The sequence below is a fragment of the Pantoea phosphatilytica genome, from assembly GCF_051025615.1.
Lineage (GTDB): Bacteria > Pseudomonadota > Gammaproteobacteria > Enterobacterales > Enterobacteriaceae > Pantoea.
In genome coordinates this window covers 1,140,626-1,163,906 of record NZ_JBPFDF010000001.1, presented here as the reverse complement: position 1 = coordinate 1,163,906, position 23,281 = coordinate 1,140,626, and the positions used below count along the sequence as shown (strand labels likewise).

26 protein-coding genes are annotated in these 23,281 nt (G+C 59.4%); 13 read left to right on the top strand and 13 right to left on the bottom strand.

Features of this window, described 5'->3' with window-relative positions:
* Positions 1–19: 19 nt before the first annotated feature.
* Entirely contained in the window at positions 20–286 is a 267-nt protein-coding gene (locus ACR6AS_RS05790) for a DksA/TraR family C4-type zinc finger protein (protein WP_111141284.1), read from the top strand.
* 3 nt (positions 287–289) lie between these two features.
* Here the strand turns inward: ACR6AS_RS05790 and ACR6AS_RS05785 are convergent, their stop codons facing one another.
* Together ACR6AS_RS05785 and ACR6AS_RS05780 are read right to left on the bottom strand one after the other, a co-directional pair.
* Positions 290–388 carry a YoaK family small membrane protein gene (locus ACR6AS_RS05785; protein ID WP_139805882.1) on the bottom strand — a complete coding sequence of 33 codons (99 nt, stop codon included), beginning with the start codon at positions 386–388 and terminating at the stop codon, positions 290–292.
* Between the two features lie 43 nt (positions 389–431).
* Positions 432–755, bottom strand: coding sequence for a hypothetical protein (locus tag ACR6AS_RS05780; protein WP_293770109.1), 324 nt, complete (start codon positions 753–755; stop codon positions 432–434).
* 359 nt (positions 756–1,114) lie between these two features.
* On the opposite strand from ACR6AS_RS05780, the gene rhaT reads away from it, so the two are divergent.
* A complete protein-coding gene (gene rhaT / locus ACR6AS_RS05775; protein ID WP_111140545.1) occupies positions 1,115–2,149 on the top strand; it encodes an L-rhamnose/proton symporter RhaT in 1,035 nt (344 codons plus the stop codon).
* Between the two features lie 52 nt (positions 2,150–2,201).
* Here rhaT and rhaR read toward each other — a convergent pair whose 3' ends face one another.
* Both rhaR and rhaS read right to left on the bottom strand, forming a co-directional pair.
* Positions 2,202–3,068 (bottom strand): HTH-type transcriptional activator RhaR, encoded by an 867-nt coding sequence (rhaR, locus tag ACR6AS_RS05770; protein ID WP_111140544.1) that lies wholly within the window; start codon positions 3,066–3,068, stop codon positions 2,202–2,204.
* A gap of 10 nt (positions 3,069–3,078) precedes the next feature.
* On the bottom strand, positions 3,079–3,900 hold the full coding sequence (rhaS, locus tag ACR6AS_RS05765) for an HTH-type transcriptional activator RhaS (RefSeq protein ID WP_111140543.1): 822 nt from the start codon (positions 3,898–3,900) through the stop codon (positions 3,079–3,081).
* Positions 3,901–4,191: 291 nt separating this feature from the next.
* Here rhaS and rhaB point away from each other — a divergent pair, with 291 nt between their 5' ends.
* The 4 genes from rhaB to rhaM are packed head-to-tail and all read left to right on the top strand — an operon-like array spanning position 4,192 to position 8,070.
* A complete protein-coding gene (gene rhaB, locus ACR6AS_RS05760; protein ID WP_434161450.1) occupies positions 4,192–5,664 on the top strand; it encodes a rhamnulokinase in 1,473 nt (490 codons plus the stop codon).
* Complete coding sequence (locus ACR6AS_RS05755) at positions 5,657–6,913, top strand: L-rhamnose isomerase (RefSeq protein ID WP_434161447.1); 1,257 nt, start codon at positions 5,657–5,659, stop codon at positions 6,911–6,913. Before rhaB ends, ACR6AS_RS05755 begins: the two co-directional genes overlap by 8 nt.
* A 10-nt stretch (positions 6,914–6,923) precedes the next feature.
* Entirely contained in the window at positions 6,924–7,766 is an 843-nt protein-coding gene (rhaD, locus tag ACR6AS_RS05750; protein WP_434161445.1) for a rhamnulose-1-phosphate aldolase, read from the top strand.
* A complete protein-coding gene (gene rhaM / locus ACR6AS_RS05745) occupies positions 7,756–8,070 on the top strand; it encodes an L-rhamnose mutarotase (RefSeq protein WP_111140539.1) in 315 nt (104 codons plus the stop codon). The genes rhaD and rhaM overlap by 11 nt, the downstream gene beginning before the upstream one ends.
* A 33-nt stretch (positions 8,071–8,103) precedes the next feature.
* Here the strand turns inward: rhaM and ACR6AS_RS05740 are convergent, their stop codons facing one another.
* Positions 8,104–8,754, bottom strand: coding sequence for a TetR/AcrR family transcriptional regulator (locus ACR6AS_RS05740; protein WP_367395501.1), 651 nt, complete (start codon positions 8,752–8,754; stop codon positions 8,104–8,106).
* 306 nt (positions 8,755–9,060) lie between these two features.
* Between ACR6AS_RS05740 and bhsA (ACR6AS_RS05735) the strand changes: the two genes are divergently transcribed.
* Positions 9,061–9,318 carry a multiple stress resistance protein BhsA gene (gene bhsA / locus ACR6AS_RS05735; protein WP_111140537.1) on the top strand — a complete coding sequence of 86 codons (258 nt, stop codon included), beginning with the start codon at positions 9,061–9,063 and terminating at the stop codon, positions 9,316–9,318.
* Between the two features lie 49 nt (positions 9,319–9,367).
* Complete coding sequence (bhsA, locus tag ACR6AS_RS05730) at positions 9,368–9,625, top strand: multiple stress resistance protein BhsA (protein ID WP_111140536.1); 258 nt, start codon at positions 9,368–9,370, stop codon at positions 9,623–9,625.
* Positions 9,626–9,702: 77 nt separating this feature from the next.
* Here bhsA (ACR6AS_RS05730) and ACR6AS_RS05725 read toward each other — a convergent pair whose 3' ends face one another.
* From ACR6AS_RS05725 to ACR6AS_RS05715, 3 genes are all read right to left on the bottom strand, one after another.
* Positions 9,703–10,887: a sugar transporter gene (locus ACR6AS_RS05725; protein WP_111140535.1), complete on the bottom strand. Its 1,185-nt coding sequence runs from the start codon at positions 10,885–10,887 to the stop codon at positions 9,703–9,705.
* 219 nt (positions 10,888–11,106) lie between these two features.
* Positions 11,107–11,367 carry a hypothetical protein gene (locus ACR6AS_RS05720; protein ID WP_111140534.1) on the bottom strand — a complete coding sequence of 87 codons (261 nt, stop codon included), beginning with the start codon at positions 11,365–11,367 and terminating at the stop codon, positions 11,107–11,109.
* 159 nt (positions 11,368–11,526) lie between these two features.
* Positions 11,527–12,777: an MFS transporter gene (locus ACR6AS_RS05715; RefSeq protein ID WP_111140533.1), complete on the bottom strand. Its 1,251-nt coding sequence runs from the start codon at positions 12,775–12,777 to the stop codon at positions 11,527–11,529.
* A 94-nt stretch (positions 12,778–12,871) separates the two neighbouring features.
* Between ACR6AS_RS05715 and ACR6AS_RS05710 the strand changes: the two genes are divergently transcribed.
* The 4 genes from ACR6AS_RS05710 to ACR6AS_RS05695 all read left to right on the top strand — a co-directional run bounded on the left by ACR6AS_RS05710 (position 12,872) and on the right by ACR6AS_RS05695 (position 17,482).
* Positions 12,872–13,762, top strand: a complete 891-nt coding sequence (locus ACR6AS_RS05710; RefSeq protein ID WP_111140532.1) for a LysR family transcriptional regulator — start codon at positions 12,872–12,874, stop codon at positions 13,760–13,762.
* A 133-nt stretch (positions 13,763–13,895) separates the two neighbouring features.
* On the top strand, positions 13,896–15,113 hold the full coding sequence (gene mlc / locus ACR6AS_RS05705) for a sugar metabolism global transcriptional regulator Mlc (protein WP_111140531.1): 1,218 nt from the start codon (positions 13,896–13,898) through the stop codon (positions 15,111–15,113).
* Positions 15,114–15,226: 113 nt separating this feature from the next.
* Positions 15,227–15,925: a dethiobiotin synthase gene (gene bioD, locus ACR6AS_RS05700; RefSeq protein WP_111140530.1), complete on the top strand. Its 699-nt coding sequence runs from the start codon at positions 15,227–15,229 to the stop codon at positions 15,923–15,925.
* A gap of 180 nt (positions 15,926–16,105) precedes the next feature.
* Entirely contained in the window at positions 16,106–17,482 is a 1,377-nt protein-coding gene (locus ACR6AS_RS05695) for a nucleobase:cation symporter-2 family protein (RefSeq protein WP_434161436.1), read from the top strand.
* Positions 17,483–17,620: 138 nt separating this feature from the next.
* On the opposite strand, the gene osmV is transcribed toward ACR6AS_RS05695, so the two are convergent.
* From osmV to ACR6AS_RS05675, 4 genes are read right to left on the bottom strand one after another with little or no spacing between them, the layout of a single operon-like run.
* Positions 17,621–18,757, bottom strand: coding sequence for an osmoprotectant ABC transporter ATP-binding protein OsmV (gene osmV, locus ACR6AS_RS05690; protein ID WP_434161433.1), 1,137 nt, complete (start codon positions 18,755–18,757; stop codon positions 17,621–17,623).
* Positions 18,757–19,404, bottom strand: coding sequence for an osmoprotectant ABC transporter permease OsmW (osmW, locus tag ACR6AS_RS05685; RefSeq protein ID WP_010244802.1), 648 nt, complete (start codon positions 19,402–19,404; stop codon positions 18,757–18,759). Before osmW ends, osmV begins: the two co-directional genes overlap by 1 nt.
* 9 nt (positions 19,405–19,413) lie before the next feature.
* Positions 19,414–20,325, bottom strand: a complete 912-nt coding sequence (locus ACR6AS_RS05680; protein ID WP_434161430.1) for a glycine betaine ABC transporter substrate-binding protein — start codon at positions 20,323–20,325, stop codon at positions 19,414–19,416.
* 16 nt (positions 20,326–20,341) lie between these two features.
* Complete coding sequence (locus tag ACR6AS_RS05675) at positions 20,342–21,058, bottom strand: ABC transporter permease (RefSeq protein WP_111140525.1); 717 nt, start codon at positions 21,056–21,058, stop codon at positions 20,342–20,344.
* A 393-nt stretch (positions 21,059–21,451) separates the two neighbouring features.
* On the opposite strand from ACR6AS_RS05675, the gene ACR6AS_RS05670 reads away from it, so the two are divergent.
* Complete coding sequence (locus ACR6AS_RS05670; protein ID WP_418798054.1) at positions 21,452–22,918, top strand: MDR family MFS transporter; 1,467 nt, start codon at positions 21,452–21,454, stop codon at positions 22,916–22,918.
* Between the two features lie 38 nt (positions 22,919–22,956).
* Here the strand turns inward: ACR6AS_RS05670 and ACR6AS_RS05665 are convergent, their stop codons facing one another.
* Positions 22,957–23,253 (bottom strand): DUF1161 domain-containing protein, encoded by a 297-nt coding sequence (locus ACR6AS_RS05665; protein WP_111140523.1) that lies wholly within the window; start codon positions 23,251–23,253, stop codon positions 22,957–22,959.
* Positions 23,254–23,281 lie beyond the last annotated feature (28 nt).

The window sequence follows — 23,281 nt, the reverse complement described above, 5'->3', positions numbered from 1 at the left end:
AGGCAGAAAAGGGGGCATCATGGCTAACGGATGGGCATCAGAAGGGGCGGTTCAGGAGCAGATCGACAGCACCGTCAACGACGGCATTGAGCGCGTCAGGCAGGCGATCGGTCAGGGTGAGAGCGCGACCGAATGTGAATGCTGCGGCGAACCGATCCCGGAAGCGCGTCGTCAGGCGCTGAAAGGGGTGCGCTACTGCGTCTCCTGTCAGGAGAAGATCGATAAACAGCAGCAGACCAGCAGTTTATATAATCGTCGCGGCAGTAAAGACAGCCAGCTGCGCTGAGGCTCAGGAGCCTGGCATCGCCAGGCCGCTGCCGATAAACCACGCCAGAAAGCTCACGCCCGCCACGATGATGGCGATGGGAAACAGAATCCCTATTCTCATTTTCTACCTGCTGCAAACCGCGATTGAGGAAGGCGCGATCTTATCATGAGATCTGCAGCAGTGCGCGGTGGGTTTTCAGCAGGGTAAAGAGCTGGAACTGCGTGGCATCATGCTCCTCGCGCAGCACATCGCCCTTTCTGTAGAGAATATGATGGATGTGGCCGAGCTGTCGCCAGACCACAATCGCCGAGGCAATCAGCGCGCAGTGCTGCTCCACCTGCAGGCACTCCAGGGTCGCGTAATGTGTATCATCCAGCTGATTAACGAATACGTTTATCGCCTCTGCGGGCAGTATCGCCCGGAGGTCATCCAGCATGACCTGGCTCACCGACCGCGAAAGAATCACGGTTAACCACTTCGTTGTCATTCCAATCCCTGATCCCGCTGAGTTTGCCCCCGTTTATACGACCTTGCCTGCCAGAAAGAAAGGCTTCTTTGCGTCTCTGCCATCCGGCACGGGAAGCTGGCAGTCAGCACGAAATTGTGCTGCGCAACACAGCATAATCGTGAAAAACACTGAATAATAAGCGACTTACCTGTCTGCCCCTCCGGTTAACTGACAACGGCGAAACTGTGATCCTTAACGTTAATAATGGGTAAATATTGCCACGCCTCAGTGGCTTCCGGCACTTATCCAAAGGCTGAGAAATTCCTGCTGAACGTAGACTGCGTGCTGAGCGGAAGCAGCAGCTTTCCGACAGGCCTTAACCTAACCGGGGAATAACAATGAACAGTGCCATCATCGCGGGTATCTTCTGGCATTTCGTCGGAGCCGCCAGCGCCGCATGTTTCTACGCGCCTTTTAAGCAGGTAAAAAAATGGTCATGGGAAACCATGTGGTCGGTAGGTGGCCTGATGTCCTGGCTGATCCTGCCGTGGGCGGTGAGTGCCGTATTACTGCCAGATTTTATGGCCTACTACCGCAGTTTCACGCTGTCACAACTGATGCCGGTCTTTCTGTTTGGCGCCATGTGGGGCATCGGCAATATTAACTACGGCCTGACCATGCGCTATCTCGGCATGTCGATGGGGATCGGCATCGCCATCGGGATTACCCTGGTGGTCGGCACGCTGATGACGCCGCTGTTGCAGGGACGCTTTGGTGAGCTTTTCGCCTCGTCAGGAGGCCGCTTAACCCTGCTGGGCGTGCTGGTCGCGCTGGCTGGCGTTGCGATTGTCTCCCGCGCCGGGCTGTTAAAGGAGCGGGCGCTGGGAATTAACGCCGAAGAGTTTAATCTCCGGAAAGGTCTGCTGCTGGCGGTAATGTGCGGCATCTTTTCAGCCGGTATGTCCTTTGCCATGGATGCCGCGAAACCGATGCATCAGGCTGCCGCGGCTCTGGGTATCGATCCGCTCTATGTCGCCTTACCCAGCTACGTCGTCATCATGGGCGGCGGTGCGCTGGTTAATCTGGGCTTCTGCTTCTGGCGGCTGGCTACCCGCGCTGAACTGTCGCTGCGCAGCGATCTGTCGGTCGCGAAGCCGCTGCTGGTCGCTAACATCGCCTTTGCCGTGCTCGGTGGCACCATGTGGTATCTGCAGTTCTTCTTCTACGCCTGGGGACACGCCAGAATTCCGGCGCAGTACGATTATGTGAGCTGGATGCTGCACATGAGCCTCTACGTGCTGTGTGGCGGCCTGGTGGGTCTGGTGATGAAGGAGTGGAAATCTGCCGGGCGTCGTCCGGTGAGTGTGCTTTCGATCGGCTGCGTGGTGATTATCATCGCCGCCAATATTGTGGGGCTGGGCATGGCGGCCTGATCGGGCATGGCGATGCACCGGGTAACGAAAGGGCCTGCTTAGCAGGCCCTTTTTACTCAGACGCTGAACTTTTCTGCGCCTGGCGTGGCGCAATAAAACGCTGACGCCAGGCGCTGGGCGTCAGGCCGGTGTCGCGGGTAAACACCACTGAAAAGTAGTTACTGTCATCAAAGCCGCAGCGGGCGGCGACCTCACTAATCAGACAGTCCTGAGTGCGCAGCAGATATTTCGCCTGGCAGAGCTGCAGCTGACGCAGGTAATGGCCGATGGTCATGCCGGTCTGCTGACGAAAAAGCTGCTTCAGCGCCCGTTCGCTGAGCTGGTTCTGCTGGCAGAACGCCGCCAGATCGAAGGGGCGGGCAATCGCGCCCTGGAGTGCAGACATCAGCAGATCGAGTTGCTCACCCTCCGGCAATGCCCAGGGGCGATCGGCGGCATAGCCGTGGCGGCGCAGGATCAGCGCCAGTTGTAAAAACAGCGCTTCAGTGAGCTGTACCGACAGCGAGTCGCTTTTGCGGCTCTCACGCTCCAGCTGGCCGATCACGCCACGCGCCAGCGCCATGCCCCGGGTGGTCAGACGCCAGCTGCCGGGCGCATCCGGCCCCGGCTGCGGCAGCAGCTGATGCCAGTCGAGCGCCAGGCCAAAACGATCCTGGCAGTAGAGGATATTATCCAGCACCAGATTGTTGACGCTGTCATAGCTGTGGCAGTCACTGTCACGGATATAGAAGACGTCGCCGCAGGTGATCAGCCACGGGCGATCGTTGAGAACGTGCAGGCCGTTGCCGCGCCAGACGATAACGATCTCACTGAACTCGTGCCGGTGCGGCGGGAAAGAGGGCTGGGGCATCCTTTCGGCAATCGCGACCGGCAGGCTGGGCGCGGGAAAATAGTCATCACGACTGAGGATCAAAGCCATTCCGGGTTCCTTACACCATCTGCTGACGCTCCGTTCGCGGTGCGCAACCAAATTCGCGCCTGAACAGGGTAGAGAAGTGATTACTGTCGCCAAAACCACACTGGAAGGCGATATCGGTAATGCGCATATCGCTGTGACGCAGCAGGTGACGGGCCTGTAACAGCCGCAGACGGTTCAGGTAGCGCTGCGGCGTACTGCCGGTCTGCTGCTTCATCTGCCGGTGCAGCGTGCGCAGCGACAGGGAGAAGCGATCGGCCACCTCATCCCAGACGATCTCATCACTGTAGTGGTCGCCCAGCCAGTCGAGCAGGCGGTGCAGCCGCGCCTCCTGGTCCTGACGCTGGCCGTCAATACAGGCCTCACGCAGCAGCACCAGCAGCTGCAAAAAGAGCTGCTCCTGGCGTGCCTGCTTCTCCAGCGACCAGGCATCATCCTGCTGCATCTGCGCCGCCACGTTCAGCGCCTGCGCCATCACTTTATGGTTGAGACGCCAGTGAGGCCGGTATTGCTCCTCCTGATCGCAGGGCAGCAGAGCCTGCAGCCCGGAGAGAAAACGAAACGCACCGGGGCTGCGATAAAGCACATTGGTCAGGCACAGGTTATCGGTCTGCTCATAAAGATGCCGGTCGTGGTCGCGGACAAAACAGACGCATCCGGCGCAGAGCGTCTGTGGCTGACCATTAAACACATGAATGCCGGAACCCTGCTCAACCAGCACGATCTCATAAAAATCATGATGATGCTCCGGAAAGGCCGTCTGGGGGATGCGGGGTTCTATCGCTATCGCGTAGTCGCCCTCCGGAAAGAAATCCGCACTGTGCAAAATGGTCATGATCGGCTCCCGCTGGTTAACAAAACTTTAACGCAGTCTAATCAGGACCCGCTTACCTTACCTTGAATTTTCAGCCGTGCTCAGCAGGAATCGTGCTGATTTTTCAAGATATCCCCGGGAGTTAACAGATTTGCGGCAGGGGTCACATCCTCCTGCATGTGGCCTCTGTGATCTCCCTCACGAAGTTCTTTGCAGGTCTGCCAGCGCACTTCTGCCGCTGGCACTCCGGGGAAGGTCTTCATCCGGCCAGATTTTTACTCTTTGACCACTTAATCACAGGGAAACACCGCCATGACCCGAAGAAACATTGTTGCTATCGACCTCGGTGCATCCAGCGGTCGCGTCATGCTCGCCGGATGGGATCCCGCAGAGCGTCAGCTCAGGCTGCGTGAGGTGCGGCGCTTTAAAAATCAGCGTCAGCGTTGTGCCGGTTATGACTGCTGGGATCTGGCGAGGCTGGAACAGGAGATACGCGCCGGGCTGGCGCAACTGGATGACGAGGGGATCGTGCCTGACAGTATCGGGATCGACACCTGGGGCGTTGATATGGTGCTGCTGGATGCAGAGGGCGAACGGGTGGGCGAAGCGGTCAGCTATCGCGATGCACGCACCCACGGGCTGATGGAGCAGGCTGAAGTGGCGCTGAGCCGCAGCGCCATCTATGCCCGGACCGGGATTCAGTTTCTGCCGTTTAATACGCTCTATCAGATGCGCGCCCTGAATCAGCAGCAGCCCGACTGGCAGGCGCGGGTGGCTCACGCGCTGATGATCCCCGACTATCTCCACTACCGTCTGACCGGCAACCTGAACTGGGAGTACACCAACGCCACCACCACGCAGATGCTCAATATTCACACCGGTGAGTGGGATCGTGATCTGCTGGCCTGGGCGGGCGCAGAGCCGCACTGGTTCAGGCAACCGCAGGCACCCGGCAACACCGTCGGCCACTGGCTCAACCGTACCGGAATGGCGGTGCCGGTGATCGCTGTCGCCACCCACGATACCGCCAGCGCCGTGCTGGCGACACCGCTGATGCAGGAGGATGCGGCCTATCTCAGCTCCGGCACCTGGTCGCTGATGGGCTTTGAAAGCCTGCAGCCCTATGCCTGCGAAGCCGCGCTGCGCGCCAACATCACCAATGAGGGTGGCGCGGAGGGGTATCGCGTGCTGAAAAACATCATGGGGCTGTGGCTGCTGCAGCGTATCTGTGCCGAACTGCAGATTGAGGATCTCGGCACGCTGATCGACGAGACGGCCCGTCAGCCTGCCTGTGTTTCGCTCATCAGCCCCAACGCGGATCGCTTCATCAATCCCGGCAGCATGGTCGGAGAGATCCAGAACGCCTGCGCAGAGCAGGGGATGCCGGTGCCGCAATCGGCTGCGGCCCTGGCGCGCTGCATCTTCGACAGCCTGGCGCTGCTCTACCGTGAGGTGATGCTGGAGCTGGCCGCGCCGCGTGGCAAGCCTTTCACTCAGCTGCATGTGGTCGGTGGCGGCAGTCAGAACCGCTTCCTGAATCAGCTCTGCGCCGATGCCTGCCAGATCCCGGTTCTGGCCGGGCCGGTTGAAGCCTCGACGCTGGGCAACGTTGGCGGTCAGCTGATTGCGCTGGGTGAACTGACCGACGTGGCCGATTTTCGCAGCGCCGTAACCCGTAATTTCCCGCTTGAAACCTTCGACCCGCAACCGAACAGCGTTTTCCGCGCCAGTCAGGCGCGCTTCGCGACACTGAGTCAACCCGCTAAGGAACCCGCTTATGACTAAGCAGATTGAACAGGCTTTTGAACTGGCTAAACAACGCTACGCCGACAGTGGGGTGGATGCTGAACAGGCGCTTCGCCAGCTGGACAGGATTCCGGTCTCTATGCACTGCTGGCAGGGCGATGATGTCCGGGGATTTGAAAATCCGCAGGCCACCTTAACCGGCGGCATTCAGGCGACCGGCAATTACCCTGGCCGGGCACGCAATGCCAGCGAACTCCGCAGCGATATCGACAAGGCGATGTCTCTGATCCCGGGGATGAAGCGCCTGAACCTGCACGCGCTCTATCTGGAAAGCGACAGACCGGTCGCGCGGGATGCGATCGAACCCGCGCATTTTGCTAACTGGGTGGCCTGGGCCAGAGAGCGTCAGCTGGGGCTGGATTTCAACCCCAGCTGCTTCTCGCACCCGCTGAGTGCCGACGGCTTTACGCTGTCGCACGCCGATAAGGGTGTGCGTCAGTTCTGGATCGACCACTGCAAGGCGAGCCGTCGTATCTCCGCTTCGTTTGGTGAGCAGCTCGGTACGCCCTCCGTGATGAATATCTGGGTGCCAGACGGTATGAAAGATATCACTGTGGATCGGCTGGCACCGCGTCAGCGTCTGCTGAGCGCCCTGGATGAGGTGATTTCGGAGAAACTCAACCCGCAGCACCATATTGATGCGGTCGAGAGCAAGCTGTTCGGCATTGGCGCAGAGAGCTACACCGTCGGTTCCAATGAGTTTTACCTGGGGTACGCCGCCAGCCGCCAGACGGCGCTCTGCCTGGACGCCGGTCACTTCCATCCCACCGAAGTGATCTCCGACAAAATCTCGGCGGCCATGCTCTACGTGCCGCGCCTGCTGCTGCATGTCAGCCGTCCGGTACGCTGGGACAGCGACCATGTGGTGCTGCTGGATGATGAAACCCAGGCGATCGCCAGTGAGATTGTCCGTCATCAGCTGTTCGATAAGGTGCATATCGGGCTCGACTTCTTCGACGCCTCCATCAACCGCATCGCCGCCTGGGTGATCGGCACACGCAACACCCAGAAAGCGCTGCTGCGCGCCCTGCTGGAGCCGACCAGCCGTCTGCGCCAGGCCGAGAACAGCGGCGACTACACCGCCCGGCTGGCGCTGCTGGAAGAGCAGAAATCCCTGCCGTGGCAGGCGGTCTGGGAGGCGTGGTGCCTGCGGCATGACGTCCCGGCGGATGCCAGCTGGTTAGGCGATGTCCACCATTATGAACAACAGATCTTGAGCCAACGTTAAGGATTTCACTATGCAAAGCATTCTTTCTTCCGGGTTTGTTAAAGGAATGGTTAAAGCGACCAGCGATATGTGGCTGAAGGGCTGGGATGAACGAAACGGCGGCAACGTCAGCCTGCGACTGCGCGAGGAGGAGGTTCACCCCTTTGCCGCTGACTTTTACCCGTCGCCGCGCTGCGTGGAGCTGAGCCAGCCCGCACCGGCGCTGGCAAATGAGTGGTTTCTGGTCACCGGCTCGGGGAAATTCATGCGGAACGTCCAGCTTGACCCGGCGGATTGCCTGGCGCTGCTGCAGGTCGATGACAAAGGGCTTTCGTTTAAAATTCACTGGGGATTGTCGAACGGCGGGTTGCCGACCTCGGAGCTGGCGTCACACTTTCAGTCTCACGCGGTGCGCAAAACGGTCAGCGGGGGCGCGGATCGGGTGATCATGCACTGTCACGCCACCAACTTCATGGCCCTGAGCTATGTCGTTGCGCTCGATTCTGCCCGGCTGACGCGGCTGCTCTGGGAGGGCAGCACCGAATGTCTGGTGGTCTTCCCGGATGGCGTTGGTGTACTGCCGTGGATGGTGCCGGGCACCGATGAGATTGGCACGGCGACCGCCGCGCAGATGCAGTCACATACCCTGGTGATGTGGCCGTTCCACGGTATCTTCGGCACCGGTCCGACGCTGGATGAAGCTTTTGGTCTCATCGATACGGCGGAGAAATCGTCTGAAGTGATCGTGAAAGTGCTGTCGATGGGCGGCATCCGGCAGAGCATCACCACCGAACAGCTGGTTGCCCTGGGCCAGCGCTTTGGCGTCACGCCGTGGCAACCGGCACTGGATGTGGGGCCAGCCAATGCTGCGTAAAGCCTTTGTGATGCAGGTGAAGCCTGACTGTCATGCGGAGTATGAGCGCCGTCACGCACCGATCTGGCCTGAGCTGGCCGCGACCCTGAAAGCGCATGGCGCACATAACTACGCCATCTGGCTGGACGCCGGGCGAAACCTGCTGTTTGCCAGCGTGGAGATCGAGTCAGAAGCGCGCTGGAACGCGGTGGCGCAGACGGAGGTCTGCCAGCGCTGGTGGGCCTCAATGAAGGATCTGATGCCGTCGAATGCCGACAACAGTCCGGTCAGCCAGCCGTTAAAACCGGTATTCTTCCTGAGCTGAAAATAAGAAGGGCGGCCATGCCGCCCTGATTCCTCACGCTCTGGCCCGGCACACACCCGTCAGGGTTGGCCACATCGCCATTAACGTTTCTATAATGCTCTCCAGATCCTCACGCTCTGCGCCTTCACGCGCCCGCACCGACATCCCCTGCAGCAGACAGCCCAGATAGCGGGAGAGCGCAGCAATATTGACCGATTCCCGCAGTTCTCCGCGTTGCTGGCGCGCCAGCAGGAACTCACTCAGTCCCTGCTCCTGCAACTGATGCTGCTGTTGCAGCATCGTGGCAATCTCGGTGGACGCCGCCGACAGCGCGGAAGAGGTGCAGATAAAGAAGCAGCCGCCAGGTGAATCGCGCTCGGTGAAACAGGCTGCGGTGGCGCGGAAATAGGCTTCAATAGCCCGTTCCACCGCCAGCTGGTCATCGGCTAACGCCGCCTGACGCTCTGCGCTGAACTTCTCTATGTAGCGATCCATAGCCGCACGAAACAATCCCTCTTTATTCACAAACTCGGCGTAGAGCGTGGGCGCTTTTGCGCCGGTTGCCGCCACCAGGTCAGCCAGAGAGGTTCCTTCATAGCCGTGGGTCCAGAACAGAGTCAGTGCTTTATCGAGAGCGGCATCGCGGTCGAACACTTTGGGCCGGCCACGGCATTTCTTTACATCGCAATCCTGAACCTGGCTCATACATCCTCACTTGTTCTGAAACAGAGTATTAAATTACCGATCATTATAAAAATCTGCAAGGCCCGCAGAAAGTGAGCGTGACAGCGGTTGCCATTTTGTGCGTTCGCACCCCGTTTTCGCCCCTGAGGTTAAGTCAGAAAAGGGCCTGAAGCCCATAATCACGCTGCTTCGCGAATAAAATAACGCTCATTAAATAAATATTGACGACCGGCAGCGGCAGGATCTATCATTTATTTAACGGTCGTTAATTAAATAGCGGCAACCTGTTTCAGACCCAATGAACTGACTAACTCAAGAGAGATTATTATGAACACTATCAAAACGACTCTGGCGGCACTGGCACTGACTACCCTGACTTTTGGCGCTTCAGCCGCCGATCTCGTCACAAGCGAACCTGCCAGTCAGCAGCCTGTTGGCACCATCGCGGTTCAGGGTGGCAGCAACCTGAGCTCGGTTGAAGCACAGCTGAGTGCGAAAGCAGATGAAGCTGGCGCGAAATCGTTCCGTATCACCTCAACCAGCGGCCAGAACAAGCTGCACGGCACTGCGGTGATCTACCAGTAAGGAAGCGTTTTCCGCCGATAAGCGCGTTGAAAATCAGAGTGCAGGCATCATGAAAAGAATCATGATTGTTATGGCGGCGGCGCTGCTGAGCGGCTTCTCTTTTGCCAGCGTTGCCGCGCAGCAGGTCAGTACGATCCCGCTGGATCAGCATAAAACAGGCGTAATCAGCGCAACAGGCAGCACCAGCCTGACGTCGCTGGAGCAGCAGTTGTCAGAAAAGGCCAGCGATGCCGGAGCAAAGTCTTTCCGCATCACTTCGACCTCTGGCAGCAACAACCTGCATGGCACCGCCATTCTCTATAAATAAGCGTCAGTCACGGATTGTAGTGAACAGGCTTCAGATAACCCGCGTATCTGAAGCCTTTTTTATGCGTGCAGCGGGATTCAGCCGTTGCTGCGCAGCTGCGGATAACGGCGGAAGATCCAGACACACCAGAGCAGGGCGACCAGACCGATCATCCCGCCGACATTGCCGACCTCAGCCATGCCCAGATGCAGGCTGACCTGATTGCCCAGCAGCGCACCCGCGCCGATACCGATGTTGTAGATGCCGGACATCAGCGACATCGCCACATCCGTGGCATCCGGCGCCAGCGAGAGAACCCGCACCTGCATCGCCAGACCGATCATCATCATCGCCATCCCCCAGACAATGCAGAGCGTTGAAATGGCGGCAGGGCGAATGGCCGCAAAAATCAGCAGTCCCATGCAGAGTGTAATCAGCGCGATTGCGGCGATCAGCAGCGCAGAGGGGAATTTATTGCCCAGCGTGCTGAACAGAATACTGCCGACAATGCCCGCAGAGCCAAACAGCAGCAGTAGCAGAGTGGTGAAGTTGCCACTGGATTGCGCCACGTTCTGCATAAAGGGTTCGATATAGCTGTAGGCGGTGTAATGCGCGGTGACAACCAGCGTCACCAGCAGATACATGCTGACCAGCGCCGGGCGACGAAACAGCATCGGCACGCTGCTAAGGGAACCGGTGTGTTCGCTGGGCAGGCGCGGCAGGATACGCACCAGCATAATCATCAGCACCAGCGCCGACAGACCAATCGCGCCAAAGGTGGTGCGCCAGCCCAGATACTGACCCACCACGCGGCCAATCGGCACACCCAGCACCATCGCCAGGGCCGTACCGGTCGCCAGCATACTGAGCGCCTGCGTCTTCTTACCGGCTGGCGCTACACGAATCGCCAGTGAGGCGGTAATCGACCAGAACACGGCGTGCGACAGGGCGATACCCACCCTGGAGACCATCAGCGACCAGAAATCCCAGGCGACGGTAGAGAGCGCATGGCTGATGACAAAGACGGCGAAGAGCACGCCCAGCAGCAGCCGTCGCTCGACGTTGCGGGTCAGCAGCATCAGCGGCAGGGAGAGCAGGGCAACGACCCAGGCGTAGATCGTCAGCATAATCCCGACATCCGCCGTCTGCATGGAGAAGTCTGCCGCGATATCGGACAGCAGGCCAACCGGCACAAATTCGGTGGTATTAAAAACAAACGCGGCGATGGCCAGCAGGACGACGCGAAGCCAGGCCGTTTTACGTGAAACAGTTGTTGGTTGCATTAAGGTGTCAAATCAGTCAGTACGGCGGGTAAGGATGGGGCAGACCATCCCGCGAAAGTGACTTGTGTCACAAATTACTGAACATTGTAGTGAATAAAGCGGGAAGAGGAACCCTGAAACGCATTTTTAATACGGAAATTTTCGCATCCTCAGCGGTGAGGCGGGATAGCTGCCCGGTGCCTTACGGCCGTCGCGCGTCGCCACCTTCCGCCTCTCTGACTAGCGGGAAAAGGGCGTGTGCTTCAGGGCCACGCTTTGCTGACCGTCCGGTGCGTCATGATGGTTAAGCGGGCAGCAGTTCTCACAGCCAATGGCACCCGCATAATATTTTTTTGCCTGCAGGATGGCGGCGTTCACATGGTAAAAACTGCCCAGAAACAGTCTGTTATCCATGTCCGGCAGCCAGGGGCAACCCGCCGCATGCACCACATGGTTATTGTTATATCCCGATTGTTTATTGACGTAATAGTAGAGGGCCACAGGCGTTCCTTGTTGCCGTGAAAAGGCAAAGCAGACGAATTATTTCAATACGAACGATTATAGCGGGAAATGCACGCGTTGTGGTGAGCGGATTGACAGAATAGGGTCGGGACAGGATACCGCCAGACCCGGTACAAAGCCGGGTTCCGGCGGGATTCGTCAGAGTTTTTTGCTGTGCAGCCGCCAGGCGACCAGCAGCGCCAGGATCAACAGGAAACTGATAAACAGCGTTATGCCACGCCAGCCATACTCATGCCAGAAGAAGCCGCCCAGCGTACCCGCCACGCTGGAACCGGCGTAGTAACTGAACAGATAGAGCGAGGAGGCCTGGCCCCTGGCCCGGCGCGCGCGCGGGCCAATCCAGCCGCTGGCCACGGCATGCGCGGCAAAGAAACCGGCGGTGAACAGCATCATGCCAGGCAGAATCAGCCAGAGAGCGTTAAAGGCGGTGATCAGCAGGCCCAGCAGCATCATCGCGGTGGCACCCAGCATCACCGGCCCGCGTCCCAGGCGGCTGGTCAGCGCCCCCGCTTTGGGTGAACTCCAGGATCCGGTCAGGTAGACCACTGACAACAGTCCTACAACCGCCTGACTGAGATGCCAGGGGGCCTCCAGCAGACGGTAGCCGATATAGTTAAACAGCGTGACGAAGGCCCCCATCAGCAGGAATCCTTCGGCAAACAGCCAGGGCAGGCCGGGATCGCGCCAGTGCAGCCGGAAGTTAATCATCAGGTTACGCGGACGCAGCGGGATGGGGCGAAAATGGCGCGAGGCAGGGAGGATCTTCCAGAACATCAGCGCCGACGCCAGTGAGAAGCAGCCGATAACCGCCACGGCAATCCGCCAGGTGAACAGGTCGGTCAGCACCCCGCTCAGCAGACGGCCGCTCATCCCGCCGATCGAGTTCCCGCTGATATAGAGGCCCATCGAAAAGGCGACGACCCGCACATCCATCTCTTCGCTCAGGTAGGTCATACCCACCGCCGCGACGCCGCTGAGCGACAGCCCCATCAGCGCCCGCATCAGCAGAATGCCGTGCCAGCTGGTCATCGTGGCCGAGAGCAGGGTGCAGAGCGCCGCCAGCATCAGGGCGGTGACCATCACCGATTTGCGGCCAATCGCATCCGAGAGCGGTCCGGTGACCAGCAGCCCCAGCGCCATCAGCCCGGTGGAGATCGAGAGCGACAGACTGCTGGCCGCGGGCGAAACGCCAAACTGCTGCGACAGAACCGGCAGGATTGGCTGAACACAGTAGAGCAGGGCAAACGTGGCCAGTCCGGCAGAGAACAGCGCCAGCGTCACGCGCATAAACTGGGGCGTACCCCGGCGGATATAACCTGAAGCCGCAGTGGTCGCAGGCGCACCTGGCGCCGCGTCGTCATCTGCCGTGGCCTGAATTGAGCGACTCACACATCTTCCTTAAAGTCAGAAAACTGTCGTCAGCTTAGGAAAGCGGCATTATGATGTCTAATATATTAATAATCTCAAATAAGACGTTTAAGATATGAATATCGAACTGCGGCATCTGCGCTACTTTGTGGCGGTGGCAGAAGAGCTCCATTTCGGGCGGGCGGCGCAGCGGCTCAATATCTCTCAGCCCCCGCTCAGTCAGCAGATCATCCAGCTGGAGGCGGAAACCGGCGCCAGGCTTTTTCATCGCACTAACCGCAGCGTGCAGCTTACGGCGGCGGGTGCGCAGCTGCTGAGCGATGCCCGGACGATTCTGTTGCAGGTTGAGCAGGCCGCCGACCGCGCCGCCCGACTGCACCGTGGCGAAGAGGGAGAGCTGCGCATTGGATTTACCTCCTCCGCACCCTTTACCGCAGCGGTCTCTGACGCCCTCTACCGTTTCCGGCAGCAGTGGCCGCAGGTGCACATCCAGATGCAGGAGATCAACACCCGCCAGCAGCTGGCGCCCTTGCTGGATGGACGGCTCGATCTCGGCGTGATGCGCAACACGTCGCTGCCCGCCGGACTGCATCATCAGTTACTGCTGAGTGAGCCGCTGTGTGCTGTGGTACACAAGGCGCATCCGCTGGCCAGCGCAGAGCGCATCTCGGTGTCGGCCCTGGCCACTGAGCCCTTTGTCTTTTTTGATCCGCAGGGGGGCACCGCGCTCTATAGCGACATTCTGGCGCTGCTGCACCGTTATCACATTAAGCCCTATATCACCCAGGAGGTGGGCGAGGCGATGACGATTCTGGGGCTGGTGGCGACCGGTCTGGGCGTCTCCATACTGCCCGCCTCCTTTCGCCGGGCGCGGCTGAGTGACCTGGTCTGGCTGCCCTTAACGGAAGAGGATGCGATTTCTGAACTCTGGCTGGTCTGGTCAGCCGCCCGCGAGAAGAGTGCACAGATGGAGAACATGATGGCGCTGCTGCAGACAAAGCGGTGATGAAACCCCCGCCACATCTCATCATTCTGTGCGATAAATCACATATTTAATCAAATATTTGACGCTGTTGCCTGATCTGCATCACCATGGCGCATCTTTATTTAGAAGCGCGAAAATAACCGGGAGCAGGGTTGTGAATCCGGACAGTCAACCTGGCCACATTGACCAGATCAAGCAGACCAATGCAGGCGTCGTTTATCGATTAATTGACCTTCACGGTCCCATTTCGCGCATCGAACTCTCCCGCCGCGCCCAGCTCGCCCCGGCCAGCATTACCAAAATTGTGCGGGAAATGCTGGATGCCCATCTGGTCCAGGAGACCGAATTTCAGGAGCCGGGCAGTCGCGGTCGCCCGGCGATTGGCCTGATTCTGGACACTGACGCCTGGCACTATCTGGCGATCCGCCTGCATCGCGGCGCCATGACCTTTACGTTGCGCGATCTCAGCAGCCGTGCGCTGGCAGAAGAGAGCCTGCCGCTGCCGGATGAGTCTGCGCAGCCGCTGCTGAACGCGCTGATTGAACAGGTCGATGCCTTCTTTATCCGCCACCAGAGGAAGCTGGAGCGTCTGACGGCTATTGCCATCACGCTGCCCGGACTGATAAATGCCGCGTCCGGCGTGGTGCACCGGCTGCCGGGTTATCAGGTGCGTGATATGCCGCTGGGCGATGCGCTGGCGTCGCGTACCGGGCTGCCGGTCTTTGTGCAGCATGATATTTCAGCCTGGACGCTGGCAGAGTCGCTGTCTGGCGCGTCACGCGGCGCGCAGGATGTTATCCAGATCGTGATTGATGAAACGGTGGGGGCTGGCGTGATCAGCGGCGGTCAGCTGCTGCATAAAAGCGGCAGGGCGCTGGTCGAGATTGGACATACGCAGATTGATCCCTACGGTCAGCAGTGCTACTGCGGGAATCATGGTTGTCTTGAAACCGTAGCCAGCACCGGCAGCCTGCTGGCGCTGGCGGCCCAGCGTCTGCCTGCGCAGCCTGACAGCCTGCTCAATGCGCAGCCGCTGACGCTGCAGTCACTGTGTGCAGCCGCCCAGTCAGGCGATCGCCTGGCGCGCGACACCATCGCCAGCGTAGGACATCACGTTGGCCGGATCCTGGCAATGATGGTCAACATCTTTAATCCACAACATATTCTTATCGGTTCTCCCCTTAACGCGGCTGCCGATGTGCTGTTTCCGGCGGTGCGTAACACCATCCTGCAGCAGTCACTGCCTGCCTACAGCGCGACGATCCAGCTGGCACCCACGGAATTCAGCGAGCCGGGAACGCTGGGCGCAGCGGCGCTGATCAAAGATGCGCTCTACAGCGGTCATCTGTTAGTGAAACTGTTGCAAGGTTAAGCGGGCTTAATCTTGCGCTAACGCAATCTGTTCTCATCCTCCATTCTTTAGAATGCCGGTTCGCAACAAGGTTAATCACCGATTAACCGCAACGGTCCAAAAGGAGAAGTGGAGTGAACAGACTGTTTGTTACCGGCACCGACACCGCAGTGGGTAAAACGGTAGTGTCACGCGCCCTGTTACAGAGTTTTATCCGCCACAGGCTGAGCGCGGTCGGCTACAAGCCTGTCGCGCGAAGTGCGGCCAGCACCGCTGATGGCCTGCGCAATAAAGATGCCCAGGTGCTGCAGAGCGCCTCATCCCTGGATTTGCCCTATCAGGCCATTAACCCGCTGGTTTTTCAGGAGGAGGAGATCTGCACCCATCCCGGTCAGCACATCGATTATGGACTGCTGACCCGGGGACTCCTCAGCCTGTCGCAGCAGGCCGAACGGGTGGTGGTGGAGGGCACAGGCGGCTGGCGCAGTCTGATGAATGATGGCCGTCCGCTCTCCTGCTGGGTCGTGGAGCAGCAACTGCCGGTGGTGATGGTGGTCGGCATTCAGTCAGGCTGTATCAGTCATGCCCTGTTAACGGCAGAGGCGATAGCCCGGGATGGGCTGCCTTTGGTGGGCTGGGTCGCGAATCGCATCAACCCGGGGCTGGCCCACTACAGCGACATCATTGAGGTTCTGCGTGAAAAGATTGCCGCGCCGCGGCTGGGCGAGCTGCCTTACCTGCCGCGTGCCGAACAGCGTGATCTGACCCCCTATATTGATATTTCCCTGCTGGAGCAGAGCGATCTGCACGCTGTGAGTGCAAAGATCGCCTGATTATGAAACAAATCTCTTCATCTCAGTCAGCGATGAGCCTAAAGTTTCAGGCTTATCGCTGTCTTCCTTTGCTTAATTCCTCTTTTAAATCAATGCGCTAATCAGAATAGTGCGAGTTACTAGCGTCATGGCGCAGAAAATGCATTACCTCCACTTATCATCCAGAGGTGGAGCATCATTATGTCGCACTCGCACGAGCAAGGTTTGTTATACGGGCTGGATGCCCGCATTGGCCCCGTCCCGGCATTCATCGCCGCGCTGCAACATCTGCTGGCCAGCGTGGTCGGGATTATTACGCCGCCCCTGATCATCGGCTCAGTGCTGGGGCTACAGGCCTATACACCCTATTTGATCAGCATGTCGCTGTTTGTCTCTGGTCTGGGCACTTTTTTACAGTCCCGGCGTATCGGGGGCATCGGCGCCGGGATGATCTGTCTGCAGGGCACCAGCTTCGCCTTTCTGGGGGTGATTCTGTCCGGCGGACTGATGGTGAAAGGCCGTGGCGGTTCACCGGAAGAGATTATGGCGATGCTGTTTGGCTGTAACCTGGTGGCGGCGCTGATCCCGATTCTGATCAGCCGCTGCGTCGGTTCGCTGCGCAACGTGCTGACGCCGGTCGTGACCGGCACGGTAATCACCCTGATTGGCATCAGCCTGATCAAAGTCAGCATCACCGACTGGGCGGGCGGCCATAACGCCGCCGATTTTGGATCGCCCGGCAACCTGGCGCTGGGGGCGCTGACGCTGCTGGTGATCGTGGCGCTGAACCGTGCGCGTAACCGCTGGGCGCGGCTGGTGGCGGTGGTGGCCGGTATCGCGGCAGGGTGCGTGGCGGCGGCCTTAACCGGGCACCTGCCACTGAAGATGATAACGCCGGAGCACGGGATCGTGCTGCCGGCCCTGTTCCGGTTTGGGTTTGCCTTCGACTGGACGATTTTCCTGCCCATCGCCCTGGTCGCCGTCATTGCGGTGATCGAGGCCGTGGGCGATCTCACCGCCAACTGCCTGATCTCGCAACAGCCGATTACTGGCAAGCCGTTTCAGCAGCGGCTGCAGGGCTGCATCGTCGCCGACGGCCTGAGTTGCGTGCTGGCGGCGGTGTTCTCCGCTTTTCCCAACACCACTTTTGCTCAGAACAACGGCGTTATCCAGATGACCGGTGTCGCCAGTCGTTACGTGGGTATGCTGCTGGGGATTATGCTGGCGCTGCTGGGGCTTTTTCCCTTTATCGGCTCGCTGCTGCAGCAGATCCCGCCGCCGGTGCTGGGCGGTGCAACCATCGTGATGTTTGGCAGCGTGGTGGCCGCCGGTATCCGGGTGATGACGCAGCGGCCGCTGGGCCGCCGCGAGATGCTGATTGTGGCCATCGCCTTTGGTATCGGCCTGGGGGTAGAAGCGGTGCCGGAGGTACTGAAGCAGTTCCCGCCGCTGATTAACAGCCTGTTCGGCCATGCGGTGACGACCGGCGGCCTCCTGGCGATCGGGCTGAACCTGGTCCTGCCGGACGAAGGGCAGACGGCAGAGGCCGCTGAGGCGGAGAGGCTGACGGAGAGCTAAACTGCCTGACGATCCAGACAGGCAATGCAGAATTTCACGCGAAGGGCGCCATTATTGTTAGCAAAGCATAGCGGGCCAGGGATGGCGTCACCCAACAGAGGCCAGCCTGGCCCCCGTCAGGTGATGGACAGGCGTGAATTACGGATTCAGACGACGACGGGTACGACCTGAGCTAAGGTAATCCGCGATGTAATCCTGCGAAATCTCCCCACTGTAGCGCCCCTCTTCATCGACGATCGGCATCCAGACGGTGTTGTGCTCATAAAGTTTGGAGAGCACGACGCGCAGGTTCTCCTCCGCTTTACCCGTAACTTTGAAGGTGTGCAGCTTCTCTTCGCAGCGGCCGCTGACGTTTCGTGCCTCGCGGCGCTTCACAAAGCCCAGCGGTTTGCCATCCTCATCGACCACGGTAATCGAGCGCATATCGTTCTCATCCATGGTGCCAAAGGCTTCCTCCAGCGGCGTGGCGCGGCGCACGGTGATAGTCGGCTGCTGCTCGGTCACGTCGCCCGCCTGCACCAGTAGCAGACGCTTCAGCGTGCGGTCCTGGCCAACAAAGGAGCCGACAAACTCATTGGCCGGGGTCGCCAGCAGCTCATCCGGGCTGGCGCACTGCACGATTTTACCCTGACCAAATACCGCGATGCGGTCGCCCAGCTTCAGCGCCTCGTCGATATCGTGGCTCACCAGCATCACGGTCTTCTTCAGCTGACGCTGCATCTCCAGAAACTCATTCTGGATCACTTCGCGGTTAATCGGGTCAACCGCACCGAAGGGCTCATCCATCAGCAGCACCGGTGGATCCGCCGCCAGCGCACGAATCACGCCGATACGCTGCTGCTGACCGCCTGACATCTCACGCGGATAGCGATGAAGAAACTTTTTGGGGTCCAGTGCGACCATGCTCATCAGCTCGGTGGCCCGCTCGTGACACTGCTTTTTGTTCCAGCCGAGCATCCGCGGCACCACGGTAATGTTCTCCTCGATGGTCATGTTGGGAAACAGACCAATCTGCTGGATCACATAGCCGATATTGCGGCGCAAGGTGGTAGTGTCCTGGGTGCTGGTATCTTCTCCATTAATCAGGATGCGTCCACTGGTGGCGGGGATCAGCCGGTTAATCATCTTCAGCGTGGTGGTTTTACCGCAGCCCGACGGGCCGAGCAGTACGCACATCTCACCGGCTGGCACATGCAGGCTGACGTTATCGACGGCTTTATTGGTGGTGCCGTTTTTCTGGGTAAAGGTTTTCGTCAGGTTTTCCAGCATTATCATTATCGAATCCCCTTTGGAGTCAGCGCCTGCTGCAGACGATGCAGCAGCCAGTCAAGAAAAATAGCCAGCAGACAAATCATCAGTGCCCCGGCAATCAGCATACGAATATCACTGCCGCTGATCCCATCCAGCAGCAGCTGTCCCAGACCGCCTGCGCCAATTACCGCGGCGATTGCCATCACGCCAACGTTCATCACCACGGCGGTCCGGATGCCGCCGAAAATCACCGGCAGCGCCATCGGGATCTCTACCCAGCGCAGACGCTGCCAGAAGGTCATGCCGATGCCGCGACCCGCTTCACGCAGGCCATCCGGCAGGTTCTCCAGCGCGGTGTGGGTATTACGCACGATAGGCAGCAGCGAGTAGAGGAACACCGCCGTAATCGCGGGCAGCGCCCCAATACCCTGACCGATCAGCGAAAACAGCGGGATCATCAGGCCAAACAGCGCAATAGTCGGAATGGTCAGTACCACGGTGGCGATCCCCAGAATCGGGGTCGCCAGCCATCTGACGCGCACGATCAGAATGCCCAGCGGCACGCCAATTACGATCGCCAGGCCCACCGCCACCAGCACCAGCCAGCTGTGCTGCCAGCTCAGGGTCAGCAGGGTGCTCCAGTTATCCATGATGTAGTGAAGGGTATCCACAGTGCCTCCTTACAGCATGTTTTTGGATTGAAGGAAATCACGCGCCACTTTCTCCGGTGACTGGTGATCGATATCGACCCGCTTGTTCAGCTCTGTAATCGCCTCATCGGTGATCTGCGCAGAGAGCTGATTCAGCGCGCTGTCCAGCCCCGGGTGGCTCGCCAGCACATCCTGGCGCACCACCGGCGTCACGTTGTAGCTGGGGAAGAAGTGCTTATCATCCTCCAGCACTTTCAGGTCGAAGCCCTTAACCCGGCCGTCGGTGGTGTAGATCAGCCCCGCATTCACGAAGCCGTCTCGGATGGCGTTGTAGACCAGACCGGGGTCCATCTGGCGGATCTGCGGCCGATCCAGCGCCAGGCCGTAGGTTTTCTGCAGCGGCTTCAGGCCGTCGGAGCGTCCGGCGAACTCCAGGTCGAGGCCCAGCCGCCAGTTGTTATCCGGGTCGGTTTTGCGGATCTGCTCAATTTTCGCCACCAGCTGGGACATGGTGCTGATCCCCTGTTTTTCCGCCTCCTGGCGGGTCATGGCGAAGGCGTAGGTGTTGTTCATCGGTGCCGGGTTCAGCCAGATCAGCCCCCGTTTTCCATCCAGCTTCTTCACCGTTTCATACGCCTGCTCTGAAGACATCGGCTGGCTGATGTGGTTGAAGATAATCAGTGAGGTGCCGGTATATTCCCAGACCATATCGATCTGTTTGTTCAGCATCGCATTGCGGCCGATGGTGGTGGCGATATTACGTTTTGGCACCACCTCAAAGCCTTTCTTCTGCAGCCAGAGCACGGTCATGGCGGAGAGGATATGCTGCTCGGTGAAACTTTTGGTGGCCATCACCAGCGGTGTTGCGGCCTGTGCCGTCTGGCTTATCAGCAGCGTTGCCGTCAGCGCGACAACGCTTTTCTTGATCCAGCGCGTTAGCATTTAAAATTCCTTATGGTCAGGCCGCGGCGTGCGGACTCAGAAAGCGCCCCAGCGCGGCCAGCATCATATCCAGAACCAGCGCCACCAGAGCGGTCGCGACAGCGCCCAGGATCAGCGTCGGGAAGTCGTTGAGGTAGATGCCAGGGAAGATCAGCTCGCCAAAACTGCTGGCGCCAATCAGGAAGGCCAGCGGTGCGGTGCCGACGTTGATGGCGGTGGCGATGCGCACGCCGGAGAGGATCACCGGCAGGGCATTCGGCAGTTCGACCTGACGCAGCCGCTGCCAGCGGGTCATGCCGATGCCGTTGGCGGCTTCAAGCAGTGACGGCGGCACCGCACTCAGGCCAGAGAAGGTGTTGCGGACGATGGGCAGCAGCGAGGCCAGGAACAGCGCAATCAGCGCCGGACGGTCGCCGATGCCGATGATGACCATCGCCAGGGCCAGCACCGCCAGCGGTGGCAGGGTATTACCCACATTAAAAATCTGCATGACGCTTTCAGCCCAGCGACGGGCAAAAGGGCGGCTGAGCAGGATGCCGCTGGGGATACCGACCAGCAGGGCAAACAGCATGGACCAGAACACTAAAAAGAGGTGTTGTTGCCCCAGATAGAGCAGATCGACTTTGCGGGCCACCAGCAGATCCCAGCCGAGGCCCCGGATCAGTAAGGCGATGACCGCCACAACTGCAAGCAGAGCCAGACCGGCGCGTTTCGCCAGTGAAGCATTTTGCATAGGAGATTCTCCCTGATAACGATCTCAATTGTTATAACTGCCACAAACAGTCCGACAGAAGCGGCAAAACCGGCCACCGCGCCCAAAACCGAAACTGCGATAAAATGTGGATGAAATGACTGTTTATCCACGCTTTTTCAGCCGATGCTGAAATAAGAAGCTCTATTGCTATAGCAGCCCTTTATCCGAGAGGCCAGCTTTTCAGCCTTAAAACAGGAAGAGAGAAACAGGTTAAAATGGTGTTAAAGCCCTGTAGCGTCTGGGCTGATGTGACAATAAAAAAATTTCATCGACATTCGGTGACACCGTCACAGATGGAGCGGAAAATGCGCACTGGCGGGAAACTCAGCGGGCCGCTTTTCGGCTAGTCTTGCTGTTAAAAAAAGGAACTCTATGACTGACAGCGCACAACTTCAGACCGGACACCGCCACTGGATCTTAATCGCCTGCATGCTGGCGATGTTTATGGCGGCTATCGAAGTCACTATCGTCGCCACCGCCATGCCTACCATCATCGCCGACCTCGGCGGGTTTTCGCAGTTTGGCTGGGTCTTCTCTATCTATCTGCTGACCCAGGCGGTCAGCGTGCCGCTCTACGGGCGACTGGCGGACAGGGTCGGTCGCAAAACGATGTTTTTTATCGGCACCACAATTTTCCTGCTGGGCTCAGTGCTGTGCGGTTTTGCACACAGCATGTTCTGGCTCATCCTGTTCCGGGCGTTTCAGGGCCTCGGCGCGGGGGCCATTATGCCCCTCAGCTCCACCATCGTGGCCGACATCTACTCGCCGCGCGAACGCGCCAGCGTTCAGGGCTGGCTATCCAGCGTCTGGGGGGTAGCGGCGATCGTGGGGCCGCTGACCGGAGCCTGGCTGGTGCAGCACTTCAGCTGGCCGGTGATCTTCTGGGTCAATCTGCCGATAGGCGTGGTCAGTATGCTGATGCTGGCGCGCTGGCTGCCGTCGCATCCGCAGGAGGAGGAGACGCAGCCGCTGAACGTGGCGGGCAGCGGCTGGCTGATGCTCTGCGTGACCGCCTTGCTGACCGCGCTGCTGCAGGCGGAGCAGCTGGGTCTCTGGCTGGTGCCGTTTCTGCTCGTGTCGCTGCTGGCGGGCTGGCAGCTCAGACGGCATGAGCAGCGCGCTGCAGCGCCGCTGTTTCCGCTGGTGATCTGGCGCAGCCGGCTGATTGTGGCAGGGAACGCGGGCAACCTGATTATCGGGGCGGCCATGATGGGGATCAGCGCTTTTCTGCCCACCTGGATTCAGGGCATCCGCGGCGGTTCACCGCTGCAGGCGGGCAGCGTGCTGGCGATGATGTCAATTGGCTGGCCGCTGGCCAGTACGCTCAGCGGCAGGCTGATGCTGCACACCTCCTACCGCTTCACCGCCCAGCTCGGCGTGCTGTTGCTGGTGACCGGCAGCGCCTTACTGCTGTTTCTGCAGCCGGCAAGCTCGCTGTTTCAGGCGGGCTTTACGGCCTTCCTGATCGGCACCGGCATGGGCATGACCAGCACCACCTTCCTGGTGTCGGTGCAGAATCAGGCGGACTATCAGATTCGCGGCATCTGTACCGCGTCCATCATGTTCAGCCGGATGATCGGCTCAGCGGTGGGGACAGCCATTATGGGGGCGGTGCTGAATCTGAATCTGCAGTGGCGTCTGCCAGAGATTCAGGATCCGGTGCAGCAGATTATGTCCGGTCAGAGCCGTCAGGCGTTGCCGCCCGAGACGCTGCAGCAGATGGTGGCGGCGATTGCCGCGTCACTGCACTGGGTCTTTGTGGTGGCGCTGGTGACGGCGCTGCTGGCAATAGGGGTGGCGTGGATGATGCCGCGTCAGCGGCCGGAACAGGCGGACTAGCAGGCAGGGCGGCGAGGGCCGCCCTGATCTGAAACGGACTACTGTGCTGGCGCGTCCTGCGAACTGCCGGCACTGGCGGGCACGCTGGCGTCGCTGTCGCTGCCAGAGCGTTTATAAACGATCTTTTGTGTGTCATTGTCACAATGCCCGACGACCTGACCGCCTGCCTGATCAACCTGATCGTTGGCGACGATGTCGAGACTGAAGCCCGATTCGGGTACGCCATTCTGAATGATTTTCTGGCTGATATCCGCTTTTACTGACTCACAGGATGCCTGCGCCATCAGCGGCAGGGCAAACAACGCCGCAGTGAACAACACTCTCTGTAGCTTCATCACGTCTTCCTTATGTTAGTCGTCCGTC

What these genes read in the sequence shown, in the direction of transcription:
- rhaM (WP_111140539.1), top strand. Translation starts at nt 7,756, where the DNA reads ATGCTGCGTAAAGCCTTTGTGATGCAGGTGAAGCCTGACTGTCATGCG.
- bhsA (WP_111140537.1), top strand. Translation starts at nt 9,061, where the DNA reads ATGAACACTATCAAAACGACTCTGGCGGCACTGGCACTGACTACCCTG.
- ACR6AS_RS05725 (WP_111140535.1), bottom strand. Translation starts at nt 10,887, where the DNA reads ATGCAACCAACAACTGTTTCACGTAAAACGGCCTGGCTTCGCGTCGTC.
- ACR6AS_RS05740 (WP_367395501.1), bottom strand. Translation starts at nt 8,754, where the DNA reads ATGAGCCAGGTTCAGGATTGCGATGTAAAGAAATGCCGTGGCCGGCCC.
- ACR6AS_RS05675 (WP_111140525.1), bottom strand. Translation starts at nt 21,058, where the DNA reads ATGCAAAATGCTTCACTGGCGAAACGCGCCGGTCTGGCTCTGCTTGCA.
- ACR6AS_RS05670 (WP_418798054.1), top strand. Translation starts at nt 21,452, where the DNA reads ATGACTGACAGCGCACAACTTCAGACCGGACACCGCCACTGGATCTTA.
- rhaB (WP_434161450.1), top strand. Translation starts at nt 4,192, where the DNA reads ATGACCCGAAGAAACATTGTTGCTATCGACCTCGGTGCATCCAGCGGT.
- ACR6AS_RS05695 (WP_434161436.1), top strand. Translation starts at nt 16,106, where the DNA reads ATGTCGCACTCGCACGAGCAAGGTTTGTTATACGGGCTGGATGCCCGC.
- rhaD (WP_434161445.1), top strand. Translation starts at nt 6,924, where the DNA reads ATGCAAAGCATTCTTTCTTCCGGGTTTGTTAAAGGAATGGTTAAAGCG.
- ACR6AS_RS05710 (WP_111140532.1), top strand. Translation starts at nt 12,872, where the DNA reads ATGAATATCGAACTGCGGCATCTGCGCTACTTTGTGGCGGTGGCAGAA.
- ACR6AS_RS05665 (WP_111140523.1), bottom strand. Translation starts at nt 23,253, where the DNA reads ATGAAGCTACAGAGAGTGTTGTTCACTGCGGCGTTGTTTGCCCTGCCG.
- rhaR (WP_111140544.1), bottom strand. Translation starts at nt 3,068, where the DNA reads ATGGCTTTGATCCTCAGTCGTGATGACTATTTTCCCGCGCCCAGCCTG.
- ACR6AS_RS05785 (WP_139805882.1), bottom strand. Translation starts at nt 388, where the DNA reads ATGAGAATAGGGATTCTGTTTCCCATCGCCATCATCGTGGCGGGCGTG.
- bhsA (WP_111140536.1), top strand. Translation starts at nt 9,368, where the DNA reads ATGAAAAGAATCATGATTGTTATGGCGGCGGCGCTGCTGAGCGGCTTC.
- ACR6AS_RS05755 (WP_434161447.1), top strand. Translation starts at nt 5,657, where the DNA reads ATGACTAAGCAGATTGAACAGGCTTTTGAACTGGCTAAACAACGCTAC.
- ACR6AS_RS05790 (WP_111141284.1), top strand. Translation starts at nt 20, where the DNA reads ATGGCTAACGGATGGGCATCAGAAGGGGCGGTTCAGGAGCAGATCGAC.
- rhaT (WP_111140545.1), top strand. Translation starts at nt 1,115, where the DNA reads ATGAACAGTGCCATCATCGCGGGTATCTTCTGGCATTTCGTCGGAGCC.
- ACR6AS_RS05780 (WP_293770109.1), bottom strand. Translation starts at nt 755, where the DNA reads ATGACAACGAAGTGGTTAACCGTGATTCTTTCGCGGTCGGTGAGCCAG.
- rhaS (WP_111140543.1), bottom strand. Translation starts at nt 3,900, where the DNA reads ATGACCATTTTGCACAGTGCGGATTTCTTTCCGGAGGGCGACTACGCG.
- ACR6AS_RS05680 (WP_434161430.1), bottom strand. Translation starts at nt 20,325, where the DNA reads ATGCTAACGCGCTGGATCAAGAAAAGCGTTGTCGCGCTGACGGCAACG.
- osmV (WP_434161433.1), bottom strand. Translation starts at nt 18,757, where the DNA reads ATGATAATGCTGGAAAACCTGACGAAAACCTTTACCCAGAAAAACGGC.